Consider the following 12,290-nt stretch of genomic DNA (forward strand, 5'->3'; position numbering starts at 1 on the left):
CGATCGCGCTTGAGCCAGTCATCTACGGCATCAAAGATGCCGCGCTGGGCTGGTGCGCGTCCTACTGCTATTGTCATATTTTTTTAATCCTCTTGCTTAGATATATATTGTTATGTTAGGCTGCAAGATTTGTCAAAACGTACTTTTCTATTATGCCTTTAAGTAGCTGTCTCAAAATATTGTCTTGAGAAGCACTTAGTTTTATAAAACTTTACCAGATTATCAGGTCGTATTTCCTGTCATCAGATGAAATTTTTCTTAAAATACGGTTACAAAATAAAATTAGTGACTGTATTCAAGTGATTATTCTAAAGTAGCACAAAACTCTTAGTAGGAGAGAAACAAAGGCTTATTTTCAGCAAATATTTTTAGCTCTCTTCTGGTTTATAGTGCATAAACAATTATTAGCAAAAAGTTTACAAAACGACATATTTCAGCTTTAGGTCGAGCCAAAATGTAAATTTAAGGAGGACCGCGCAAAGTCTTTAGATTGGTTATGTTTTTACTGAATCACCTGAGTGAGAAAATATAAGTAAAGTACTCGATTCCCTAACATAAAATTTAACCAAGATATTAATTTAATTTTAAGACAATCATGATGACCACAGACAAGACGCAACAACAAATTCTTCGCCAGGATATTCTTGGTTCTCGCAGATTTAGCAATTTACTGTGGGCAGCGATCGTTACTATCGGAGGAGTGGGATTTCTGCTGGCTGGTTTATCCAGCTATCTCAAAACTAACTTATTAATTGTTTCCGATACCAGTCAATTACAGTTTATTCCTCAAGGAATTGCTCTAACTTTTTATGGTGTTGCTGGTTCACTATTGGCTACATATCTCTGGCTATTGCTGGTTTGGAATGTTGGCGGAGGTTACAACGAATTTAATAAAGAGACAGGGAAAGTAACCATCGCTCGTCAAGGATATCCAGGTAAAAATCGCCAGGTAGAAGTTGAGTTTCCTATCTCCGAAGTACAGTCTGTAAGAGCCGAGATTAGAGAAGGATTAAGTCCTAAACGCGCTTTATATTTACGCTCGAAAAAAAGAAGGGATGTTCCTTTGACTCGCGTTGGCGAACCTATCGCACTTTCTACTCTAGAAAACCAAGGAGCAGAATTAGCTAGATTTTTACAAGTTCCCCTCGAAGGACTGTAATATTAAATACTTAAAATTTGCTACAGATGAAAAGTAGAGGAGGTAAAGGGGTAGAAGAGCAATTTGTAGCATTCATTTTTGGATTTCATATAAGCTGTAAAAGAAGCAATGTTTGACGATCGCTCTACAAGCGATCGCTTTTTTTTAGGCTACTATATTTGTAATGATTAGCCTTTGACGCATATTACTTGCTTAATTGTAGCGACAACTTCAACCAAATCTGATTGATTTGCCATCACTTGTTCAATCGGCTTATATGCACCAGGAATTTCATCAATAATCTTGCTATCTTTACGACATTCAACTCCTTGGGTTTGCTCAATCACATCTTCAACCGTAAACTCCTTTTTCGCTTTGGTACGAGACATTAGGCGTCCTGCGCCGTGAGAACAAGAGCAATAGCTATCATGGTTTCCTTTCCCTCTGACGATATAAGATTTAGTCCCCATTGAACCAGGAATAATGCCATAGTCTTCTTGCTGGGCGCGTACTGCCCCCTTACGAGTTACATAAACATCTTCGCCGAAGTGAATTTCTTTTTCGGCATAGTTATGATGGCAATTCACAGACAATAGAGGCTTAAGTTCTTTACCTCCTGTGACAAATTCTTCGACGATTCGTTTAAAACGCTCCATCATGACGTCTCGGTTAAAACGAGCATAATCTTGCGCCCACTGTAAATCTCGCCAATAAGCCTCGAATTCGGGGGTACCTGCGACAAAATAAGCCAAGTCAGGATCGGGCAAACTCAGATCGGCTAACTCTGCCAACTTTTTGCCTGTAGAAATATGACATTGAGCTAACTTGTTGCCAATATGTCGTGAACCAGAATGCAGCATCAACCAGACATAGTTTTCTGTATCTAAACAAAGCTCGATAAAGTGATTGCCACCACCTAAAGAACCCATTTGCTTTTGCGCCTTATTATCTAGATCCTGAACCCCTGGGTGTAATTCCTTAAAATCTCGCCATCCTTGCCAATTGGTAACTTTCTTCTCGATGCTCTTATTTTCCCATCTGCCAACGGGAATTGATCGCTCTATTTGATGACGAATATTTTTTAACTTTCCTTCCAGGCGATCTCCTGTCAAGGGCATTTTCAGCGCAGCCATCCCGCAACCAATATCTACCCCGACAGCAGCAGGAATAACCGCATCTTTCGTGGCAATAACGGAACCGACTAATGCCCCTTTGCCCAAATGAACATCAGGCATCAATGCCACATGTTTAAAAACAAAAGGAAGAGATGCGACATTCTTTGCCATCTGGGCTTCTCGACTATCAAGCTGATGATTAGCCCAAGACAAGACTGGTTTGTTACTTGATAAATCTAATTGTTCGTGTGGCATGACCTTATTAGTTAATTACGTATATAGTACAAAATTCGTAATAGTTTTGCCGAAAAACTTGTAAAGATATACTAATTGAACAGAAATTAAGCTACAACGGTCAATGTTATCAGCAGTAATTCAGTCAAAATTTTATAACATGACTCAAAAATCTAATGTGTGGTTAATCAAAATCTTTTCGTTACTGCTAATCAGCAGTTTGGTATTGGGAGGATGCACAACATCGGCGACGGATATTTCACAATCATCCTCATCATCTGATAATCTGACAACTAATCAATCACAAGTGGCGAACGCCGAAAACAGTAATAAAATGAGTAATAATTTGCCCCAGTTAGAAGGGATGGCAAAGGTAGAATTGCAGGTTAATGGTTCTCCTATCTTGATTGAAATCAATGGCACAGATGCCCCAACAACTGCGGGAAATTTTGTCGATCTAATCAATCAGGGTGTTTACGATGGACTAGTGTTTCACCGCGTGATTCCTGGATTTGTCGCTCAAGGTGGAGATCCGCAAGGAAAAGATCCTCAATTTAGTGGGCAATTAGGGACAGGTGGATTTACCGATCCAGAAACGGGCATGGAGCGTCGTATTCCCTTAGAGATTAAATTAGATGGCGATGATCAACCTACTTACAGTAAAGCCAAACTACCTGGTTCTGCTGTAGTTCTCAAGCACGATCGCGGTGTCATTGCCATGGCTCGTTCAGCAATGCCTGATTCCGCTTCTTCTCAGTTTTATATTGCCTTAGAAGACTTGCCTTCACTAGATGGAGACTATGCTGTCTTTGGTCAAGTCGTAGAAGGCATGGACATAGTTGATAAAATTAAGCAAGGCGATCGCATTACTACAGCTAAAGTAGTTGAAGGCTTAGAAAATCTAAAAAAACAGTAGTTATATTTTCAACTATAACTATCTAAATCTCATGCATAATTTGCTTATGCATGAGATTTTTTGTGATGTAATTACAAATCCCAATTCTTTGACAAAAAAACTCGATCATTTGCATTAATGATTCTCAAAATATTGGCAATTGTAGCTTTTTTTTAAGAGCAAGGTTATTATTGTTAATGATTAACTATATAACATGTCAAACTGCACTTAAAATGTCTTTAAAAGTTAAGTTATTAGAAGAAAGTTTTGAGAAAATAAAGCCTCAAGCTAATGAATTTGTCGATAGTTTTTACGAAAATCTTTTCACTGCTAGCCCTAAAGCAAAACCTTTATTTGCCAATACTAGTATGACAGCTCAAAAACAAAAACTCTTGGCTTCTCTTGTTCTAATTGTGGAAAATCTACAAACCCCAGACTTTCTTGATGATAGCTTAAAAGGATTAGGGGCAAGGCACGTTAAATATGGAGCATTGCCAGAACATTATCCTCTGGTTGGTGCTGCTCTTTTAGCAACATTTGAACAATATTTGAAAAGCGAATGGACTCCTGAAGTTAAAAAAGCTTGGGTGGATGCTTATGGTATTATTACAGAAATTATGTTAGATGGAGCAGATTACTCTAAAGAAGATATAATACTACAAACGCCAACTGATATTGAGGAAACATCACATCCTAAAACTAATTCTCTGTTTTTTTTGGGTGCCGGAGTGGTAAGTGTTGGCCTGATACTTTCTATTATGTTTAGCATTGCCCAATTAAGACCTGAATCGACAAAGGACAGGTCTGTTCCAGAATCTAAGATAGTAAACTAGCAAGTGAATTGAATCCTTTTATGCTGACGTTTTTTTCATTCTTTCTGGGTTATTTAACACTTCTTATAGATAAAAGCACGTGAGCTTCTAACCCAATCTTACTTTCTTTTTATGATTTTTTTGAAAATTGAAGAACTAGAACAGAAAAACATTCATCTCAAAGGAAAAACAAAAATCGTTTTTCAAAATAAATCGTATGAGATAAAAACTGCAATATCTAAGAAGTTTCAAAATCAAATAACTGAAATTGCTGAAAAATATAAACTTGATGGATTAGACATTATGATTGTAGAATATAAGTCATATTTTGCTATTTGGAGAGAAATAAATCCTTTGCAAGATACTAAAGAAGATCTTAATAACTTTATTAATCAAAAGCTAAAGGATCTCGGAATTTAAGACATATTTATAAATCATGTAATCATATTAATTTCTTCTATGTATTAGGAATATATGGAATCATAAATGTGAGATTTAAATAAATCAAGCCTCAAATTTATGGAGTGGAATATGCAGAACAATATATGCAGAATATTAGACATGACGTTGTTGTTACTGGGATAGGATTAAGTTCCTGTCTCGGTTCACTTCAAACAACCTGGTCAAGTATTTTACAAGACAAGTCAGGAATTAAGTTGCACCAGCTTTTTCCTCAGCTGCCTGCTTATCCTCTAGGAATGATTGATTCCCAGCCAAGTCTAATCGACGATTTAACTCAGAAAATTCTTAGTGATGCGCTACAGGACGCTAAGTTACAAGTTCCCCTAACTCAGACAGGTGTAGTGATTGGCTCAAGCCGTGGTTGTCAGGCGACTTGGGAACAAATAGCTAGCCAAATCCATAATCATCAATCAAATAATTTAAACTTTGACTGGTTACAAACTTTCCCTCATCAGCCAGCAATCATTACGGGTAATTATCTGCAAACTACTGCTCCAGTATTAGCGCCTATGGCTGCCTGCGCCACAGGGATTTGGGCATTGGCTAGAGGTTATCAATTAATCAGAACTGGTCGGTGTGCCAGGGTTATTGCGGGGGCGGTGGAAACTCCGATTAGTCCGCTGACTTTAGCTGCTTTTGAGCAAATGAATGCTTTAGCTAATAAGGGTTGTTATCCTTTTGATCGATTCCGAGAAGGTTTAGTCCTAGGAGAAGGTGGAGCAATGTTTGTCTTAGAAACAGCAGAATTAGCTGCTCGTCGACAGACAAAAATCTATGGCAAAATTAATGGCTTTGGTTTGACCTGTGATGCTCATCATGTCAGCGCTCCTCAAGTAGTCAACGGCAGTGCAGCAAGAGCAATTAAACAGTCATTAGAACGGAGTAATTTAGAACCTAGGGAGATTGATTATGTTCATGCCCATGGTACTAGTACAGTTTTAAACGATCGCCATGAAGCACAGTTAATCCAGCAGATATTTCCCCAAGTAGCGGTGAGTTCGTCTAAAGGAGCTACAGGGCATACTTTGGGAGCATCTGGGGCAATAAACACCGCCTTGACGCTGATGGCAATGAAGCACAATTGTCTGCCTCCTTGTGTTGGGTTAAAAAATTTAGAATTTGATTTAAATGTGGTGACTCAGCCAAGGTCAGCGCAAATCAACCATGCCATGTGTTTCAGCTTTGGCTTCGGGGGGCAAAATGCGGTAATTATTGTCAGCCAATGAACTGTTACAGCGCTAAAAATTTTGCATTTGAGGAATGAGCAAAGACTTAAGCTGATGCTTGATTATTTTTAGAACCCCATACCAAAAAAGCGGTGATCTTGAGCTTGAAAACTTAGAGCTATAAATCTGTTTGCAGGGATTTATGTTCAAAAATGGATAAAATTTGATAGCCTAAGTTAATAAGCTTTGGGAACGAATCAAGAGCGTGGAAATATCAATTGGTCGCGGAAAAAAGGCTCGTAGAGCCTATGGATTTGATGAAATCGCATTATCCCCTGGAGTACGTACTCTAGACCCTAGTCTAGCTGATACTACCTGGGAAATTGGCGGAATCAGCCGCGAAATACCGATCCTAGCTAGTGCAATGGATGGGGTGGTTGATGTAAAAATGGCAGTTTTACTTTCAAAGTTGGGGGCAATTGGGGTTTTAAACCTGGAAGGGATACAAACTCGGTATGAAAATCCTGAACCAATTTTGCAGAAGATTGAGTCTGTTGGGAAAGATGGGTTTGTGGGTTTAATGCAGCAGCTTTATGCCGAACCGATCAAACCAGAATTAATTACTCAAAGGATTCAAGAAATTAAGAGCCAAGGTGCGATCGCTGCTGTTAGCTTAACTCCCGCAGGAGCAAGTAAATATGGCAAAATTGTCGCCGAGGCAGGAGCAGATCTGGTCTTTATTCAGGCGACAGTAGTATCAACCGATCATTTATCCCCAGAAGCGATCGCTTCCCTAGATTTAGCCGCTTTTTGTCAGTCAATGCCCATGCCCGTAGTCTTGGGTAATTGTGTTACCTATGAAGTTGCGCTTAAGTTAATGAAGGCTGGTGCTGCGGGAGTTTTAGTGGGCATTGGCCCTGGGGCAGCTTGTACCTCTCGTGGTGTATTAGGGGTTGGTGTTCCTCAAGCCACAGCAACGGCTGACTGTGCGGCAGCGCGAGATGATTATTATGTACAAACAGGTAGATATGTACCAGTAATTTCTGATGGTGGTATCGTCACTGGAGGCGATATTTGTAAATGCCTCGCTTGTGGCGCGGATGCGGTTATGATCGGCTCTCCCATCGCGCGGGCGGAGGAAGCTCCTGGAGGCGATTTTCACTGGGGAATGGCAACTCCTAGCCCCGTATTACCTCGTGGAACTCGAATTAAGGTGGGAACGACAGGAACGATTAAAGAAATTATGGTAGGACCAGCTAAACTCGATGATGGTACGCACAATTTACTTGGGGCAATTAAAACCAGCATGGGGACTTTGGGTGCTAAAAACCTCAAGGAAATGCAGCAGGTAGATGTGGTTATTGCGCCGTCTCTTTTAACCGAAGGAAAAGTATACCAAAAAGCACAACAGCTTGGTATGGGTAAATAAACTGCTGGGGATTCAGGGAGATTAGGGAGATGGGGTTAGTAAACCAACTTTACTTTCCCTAAGTCTCCCAGTTCCGTAAGTTTCCCAAATCCAGTCAGCGCTTGTACTTACGCTTCTTCTTAAAGACTAAAAACTAAATAGAAGCTATTTAGAATGGCGTAACTGGTAATTTAAACTCATTAGCTTAAGCCAAAGAGCAGGATTATGCTTTTCTAACCAGGGCTGAGAGTGTTTTAATAAACCAGGAAACCAACTTGCCAACAGCAAGTTTCTTAAGGCATCAAGGTTGAAAGACCAATATGAACCGAGCCAGCGCAAGAGATCTTTGCTTCCAGCCATTTCCCAAATCCAAATTAACAGGGCAGGATTTTTGCGAGCAGCAATTAGGGCTAATCGAGTAAAAGTAACCCAGTCAGTACGATCCTTAATAAAGGTGTCGGCGACTTCGGGTGGTTCGTCTGCCAACAAGCCAAAGAAGGTATTTAACATCGAATTAATTCTTTGAGGAGGCAGAGTTTTACCTGTAGGCACCATCATACCTTTAGAAAATAGCCAGGTTACAGAAATGTTGCTTTGATAGGCTCTAATTTGGTTGAGATGTTTAGCACAGAGCAAATCGTGTTGCAAAGCAGTGTTAAGTAGGGTTGTTAAACGCTCTAGGTTACGCACCAAAGAACCAAAGCCAGTGAAGATTAAAGGAGACTGGAGAGAAGCTGCATCACCAATCCCTACTAAACGATCAAATGCCACGGTGCGATCGCGATCGCTAGTACTAAAATGTCCTGGGATATAGCCGAAAGTTGGCTTTTTCCAAACTAGTTTTTCCAGATCGCAACGACGATACTCTGGCAGGATAGTAAAAAAGTCTTCGTACATTTCCAGTAACGAACCAGGATTAGCTGGATGCACCTGATGATAATGGAAGAGATAAAAGGTTAATTCGCCCTTGCCAGCGGGAAATAATTCCCAAATCAACTGTCTACCCCTAGATATATCACCGTGGGAATTTAAAACATCTCCGTAATTTTTATCCCATACTTCAGGGGCAAAACCACTCTCAATTACTGCTCCTACTGTGGGACAGACACTATCAAATGCACGTCCGCCATTTAACTGCCAGGCGATTGGCGAGGCAGTACCCATGGCATCGATCAGTAGTCTAGCGCTTGCTTGTTGACTAGTTTTGGTAGGTAAATGGGTAAGTTTAACCGTTACCTCCGTATCCGAAACGTCGGCGCGAATAAATTCTGTCTCATCCCAGATTTGCCCCCCCGATTGACGCAGTTTATCTCCACAAAAGCGCAAAAGCTTTTCCGCATCGATCGCCACATTCAGCACTTTAGGAGTGTGTAAAACGGCTGCTTTAAGATGAGGTGGGTTATAAGCATCAAAAAACTTACTAAAACCGTCTATATATTCCGCAGCAATAACCGACTCAAATTCTTCAGGAGTAAACAAGCCTAAATTAATCAAACTTTGAAACTCATCACGAGAAATATTCCACTCTCGATTCATTCTGCCAAAGGGAAGTCTTTCTACCAGCAGCACTTTGTAGCCTTTGAGCGCCATTACCGCAGCGTGAATGACTCCTAGCGCTCCACCAATATAAATTAAATCAAAATTCTGCTCGCTTGAGCCTGCATCACCTTGAAAAATGACTTTCTGAGGTTGTTGAGGATGCTGCACACTTTCGCGCCAGCGTTTTTCCCACCAATAGACTCGATTGAGATCGTATTCCCCATGAGGCATTTTCCGAAAAAAATGGACTGTCTTGGGGTAGTCTGCCTCCAAAGCCTCAAAAATTGACTGTTGTGACAAATCGACTTCAGGTGGGACAGGATAATGTGGTGGATATGCTGCTTGAATTGCTTCTATTAGCTGCTGCTTAATTTGCTGTGCCTGATTGCCTTCTCCCCACTGAAATACCTTTAAATACGTTGTGCGCTGTAACTGCCAGACAAATATTGATGCTTCACTATTAGGCGCGTCAAATTTCACCCGAATTCCGTCAGGAGTCTTAACTTTATTGCCCGATAATGGTTGCCATGTGTCCTGTAACCAGTCTTTGACCCTGACGATATTAGAAGTGGGTATTTCCAAATAGGCTAACTCTTTCATATATAAATAATCTTAATATATCCTTAAAAAGTTGGAAACCGTAGGCAAATACAATAGCATTGAGTTAAGCTGGCGTGACTACTAATTTTACATCCTCTGCTTGAGGGCAAAATAGCAGAATCAATATATTTAGTTACTATAGTTAGTTGCCACCATTTTCTAAAATCTGCTAACTCCACTATGGATTATTCTATTCCCGCCAACATGGAAGAAATGCTGGCATTAAAAAATAGTGCTGTAAATGAAGAAGTTATCGCCACAGCGATCGCAGGCGTAGTTCAGATGGCTCGCCAGCAAGGACAGTCTATAGAGCAGTTAACCGAGAGCATACTACGGGATGATCGGGTTCTCGATCTAGAACGTCGCAAGTGGTTGAGTCAAATAATTATTCAAGCTTGGAATATATTACCCTTGCCCAAAAATGATAGCGCGTAATGTTCGCTCCAAAATATTTATTTTACTATTTTGATTCAGTAAAAACTTGAACTTTTCCATCAGGATTTAACAGAAGACGAATTATATCTGGTTGCGATTTGGTTAGAGGAGAAATAAATGCTTCACCGTTGACTGGAATATTAGTTTGATTTAAATAGAGTTGAGCAGCTTTGCCTAACGGTACTATCCGTATGATTGAACCGTTGCGATCTAGAACCAAGCGATATTCTAGACTTTGCTTTAGCTCTACGGGTGGTTGCCATTTATTCTCAAAATAAGCGGTAATTTGTTCTGCTTGACTTGGTTGATTGGATGAGCTTTTAACGGCTAAATCCTGAGCTGGTTTAACCAAGTTAGTTTTTGCTGGGGAAGAAGTTGTGACAGTGGGTATTTGCTCTACAACGTCAGTTTTTGGTGCTGTTTGAGGATTTATACTGGCTGATTTTGTCTCGCGATTATTAATGTTTTTATTCTTAACTGGGTTGTCTAATCCTGATTGACGGGCAACATCAGACAATGGGTAATCGGCAGGATCTGGTATGTTTGGCTTGGGTTTGGGGGTTTCTACTGCTGGAGGCGGAGGTAGTCTTGTGATCGAAGCAATGGGTTCTCTCAGTTTTGGTGTAGCAGTTTTTTGATGAGGATCTGGGAGAGAAGGTGGAGTAATTTCGTTTAGTTCGGGAATTTTAATCGAAGATTGAGGCTGAGTATTTGTCGCCCTCTCTGGCTGCATCTGGGGTTTTAAAACAGTAATTATGGCGATCGCTGTGAGCGTCACGGCAGCAATTCCTCCTCCAAAAGCAATAATTTTGGGTAAAGCTTGCGGTTTGCTCCCAGACACGATTGTTTCAGTTTGATATGCTGCTAATGCCGTAGCTAGATCGAATAGCTGTATTGTACTCAGTTTGAGACTATGAAGCTGGCTATCATGAGTTAATCTGCCAAAAAATAGTTCATGATGCATTAACCCTTGGGGTGTTAAATATGGCTTCCCGTTAATACCATCTCGTTTAGAAGTCGTCTTGATCCCTTTTGCTTGAAAAGAACTCTGTAGCTGCATTTGGACATAGCAATTAATTACTGTCTGAAGCTGGAGTAAATCTTGTCGATCTCCCTGAATTGTTATTTGTTTAAAGGTTGTTTGGCGTGGATCGTCAAATTTCAATTTAAACTGGCAATTGGGTAAGATATCTGAACTGAGCCAGCCCGATAAAGGTAATTTTTTTTCGGTAATTTCTAAAGTGCAAGTAGGTGGTGTGAAACGATGGATTATGGAGGACATGGTACTGAAGCTAGTTTAAATCTGATGATTATTTGGTAGCCCGACAATAATAGCAATCTTTAAATTAATTAAATTAAGGGCAATTAATCTGAGTCGCGTCAAAAATTGCTATCCAGAGTAAACGATGACCATTTTGACCACTATAGAACAACAGATCGCTTAATAATTTCCAGGCTAAATCAGATAAAGATTCTGCTGAGATCTTTTGAGGATGGGCAATTCTTTTCTGATAAGAATTGATAAATCGGTCTAAATAATTACTTAGTAAAGCAGTTTGATAAGGCGATTCATTCTGTTCTGTAACTTGTTCTAATAAACTCACTCCCCGACGAAGTAATTCTTGATGCTGGTTAGCCAAATGACAAATAATTAATACGAGCGATCGCGCTTCTTCAACGTCTAGTTTTTTTTCCTCTCCCGTAATTTTTAGTTTGGGGTGAGAAGATGTTAGTCCCCAGAGAGTCAGGCGATCGCCAATTACTGCGTCTAAGTGTAAATCTTGGGCTGCTTGAATGATCACTTCTGAATTAATATTGGCGATCGCTTCTAATGCCAACAGAACTAAATCTAAATGGCATTTTATCTCTTCTAATTCTTTATCCTGAACGACCCTCAAATTGGCTAATTCTTGCCCTTGAGGATGGTTGTATTCAGTTTCTGGATGGATTGCCATAATTACCAGTCGCAGATATGAAATCCAGCGAAATAATATATTTATTAATTTACATGATGCTTATCTATACATAAATATCAATGTAATTTAATCGAGTTCTTGAAAACTTCATTAAATATTTTTTAATCAATACCGTTTCTTGATAAAAATTAGCTCGGCATAATCAATAATATTAAGTATCTAACCTAAGAACGATTTAAAATTTAAGATGACATTTTATTTATTGGGAGCAGGTACATATTGCACTTTTTTATTATTGAGTAAATTCAAAGATCGAGAATGTTCTAAGACCGAACTCAAATCGTGGGGCGTAATTGCTATAGCATCCACATTATGGATAGTTGTCATACCAATTTGTCTAATCGAAATCAAAACTCAAGCTAATGCCAAACAGCACTCGAAAAACAAATCGGCAATTGCTAAAACAACTAATCAACTCAAAGAAATAACTAGTTCAATCCAATAAAATATTTTTAAACGTTGCTGATTTTATACTCAATCAAATCAATAAAACGGATTAAATAAATATTT

12 protein-coding genes are annotated in these 12,290 nt (G+C 39.6%); 8 read left to right on the forward strand and 4 right to left on the reverse strand.

Going from position 1 to position 12,290, the window contains the following annotated elements; genetic code table 11:
- The first annotated feature begins 598 nt into the window (after window positions 1-598).
- A complete protein-coding gene (locus C7B62_RS07325) occupies window positions 599-1,159 on the forward strand; it encodes a photosystem I assembly protein Ycf4 (protein ID WP_106234169.1) in 561 nt (186 codons plus the stop codon).
- A 167-nt stretch (window positions 1,160-1,326) separates the two neighbouring features.
- Here C7B62_RS07325 and C7B62_RS07330 read toward each other — a convergent pair whose 3' ends face one another.
- Window positions 1,327-2,508, reverse strand: a complete 1,182-nt coding sequence (locus C7B62_RS07330; RefSeq protein ID WP_106234172.1) for an RtcB family protein — start codon at window positions 2,506-2,508, stop codon at window positions 1,327-1,329.
- A gap of 139 nt (window positions 2,509-2,647) precedes the next feature.
- Here C7B62_RS07330 and C7B62_RS07335 point away from each other — a divergent pair, with 139 nt between their 5' ends.
- From C7B62_RS07335 to C7B62_RS07355, 5 genes are all read left to right on the forward strand, one after another.
- Window positions 2,648-3,403 carry a peptidylprolyl isomerase gene (locus C7B62_RS07335; RefSeq protein WP_106234291.1) on the forward strand — a complete coding sequence of 252 codons (756 nt, stop codon included), beginning with the start codon at window positions 2,648-2,650 and terminating at the stop codon, window positions 3,401-3,403.
- Between the two features lie 212 nt (window positions 3,404-3,615).
- Window positions 3,616-4,215: a globin family protein gene (locus C7B62_RS07340; protein WP_106234175.1), complete on the forward strand. Its 600-nt coding sequence runs from the start codon at window positions 3,616-3,618 to the stop codon at window positions 4,213-4,215.
- Window positions 4,216-4,335: 120 nt separating this feature from the next.
- Window positions 4,336-4,614: a hypothetical protein gene (locus tag C7B62_RS07345; protein ID WP_146132062.1), complete on the forward strand. Its 279-nt coding sequence runs from the start codon at window positions 4,336-4,338 to the stop codon at window positions 4,612-4,614.
- A gap of 125 nt (window positions 4,615-4,739) precedes the next feature.
- On the forward strand, window positions 4,740-5,882 hold the full coding sequence (locus tag C7B62_RS07350) for a beta-ketoacyl-ACP synthase (protein ID WP_106234294.1): 1,143 nt from the start codon (window positions 4,740-4,742) through the stop codon (window positions 5,880-5,882).
- A gap of 205 nt (window positions 5,883-6,087) precedes the next feature.
- Window positions 6,088-7,251: a GuaB3 family IMP dehydrogenase-related protein gene (locus tag C7B62_RS07355; RefSeq protein ID WP_106234179.1), complete on the forward strand. Its 1,164-nt coding sequence runs from the start codon at window positions 6,088-6,090 to the stop codon at window positions 7,249-7,251.
- A 144-nt stretch (window positions 7,252-7,395) separates the two neighbouring features.
- Here C7B62_RS07355 and C7B62_RS07360 read toward each other — a convergent pair whose 3' ends face one another.
- The gene (locus C7B62_RS07360; protein WP_106234181.1) at window positions 7,396-9,369 is read right to left on the reverse strand and encodes an NAD(P)/FAD-dependent oxidoreductase; all 1,974 of its coding nucleotides are present in this window, start codon (window positions 9,367-9,369) and stop codon (window positions 7,396-7,398) included.
- Window positions 9,370-9,549: 180 nt separating this feature from the next.
- Here C7B62_RS07360 and C7B62_RS07365 point away from each other — a divergent pair, with 180 nt between their 5' ends.
- A complete protein-coding gene (locus C7B62_RS07365; RefSeq protein ID WP_106234184.1) occupies window positions 9,550-9,804 on the forward strand; it encodes a hypothetical protein in 255 nt (84 codons plus the stop codon).
- A 25-nt stretch (window positions 9,805-9,829) separates the two neighbouring features.
- Here C7B62_RS07365 and C7B62_RS07370 read toward each other — a convergent pair whose 3' ends face one another.
- Together C7B62_RS07370 and C7B62_RS07375 are read right to left on the reverse strand one after the other, a co-directional pair.
- Window positions 9,830-11,086: a DUF4335 domain-containing protein gene (locus C7B62_RS07370; RefSeq protein ID WP_106234186.1), complete on the reverse strand. Its 1,257-nt coding sequence runs from the start codon at window positions 11,084-11,086 to the stop codon at window positions 9,830-9,832.
- Window positions 11,087-11,159: 73 nt separating this feature from the next.
- The gene (locus C7B62_RS07375) at window positions 11,160-11,759 is read right to left on the reverse strand and encodes a DUF3038 domain-containing protein (protein WP_106234189.1); all 600 of its coding nucleotides are present in this window, start codon (window positions 11,757-11,759) and stop codon (window positions 11,160-11,162) included.
- 208 nt (window positions 11,760-11,967) lie between these two features.
- Between C7B62_RS07375 and C7B62_RS07380 the strand changes: the two genes are divergently transcribed.
- Entirely contained in the window at window positions 11,968-12,225 is a 258-nt protein-coding gene (locus C7B62_RS07380) for a hypothetical protein (RefSeq protein ID WP_106234191.1), read from the forward strand.
- The last annotated feature ends 65 nt before the right edge of the window (window positions 12,226-12,290 follow it).

The organism is Pleurocapsa sp. CCALA 161, from assembly GCF_003003995.1.
In the GTDB taxonomy this organism is placed as follows: Bacteria; Cyanobacteriota; Cyanobacteriia; order Cyanobacteriales; family Xenococcaceae; genus Waterburya.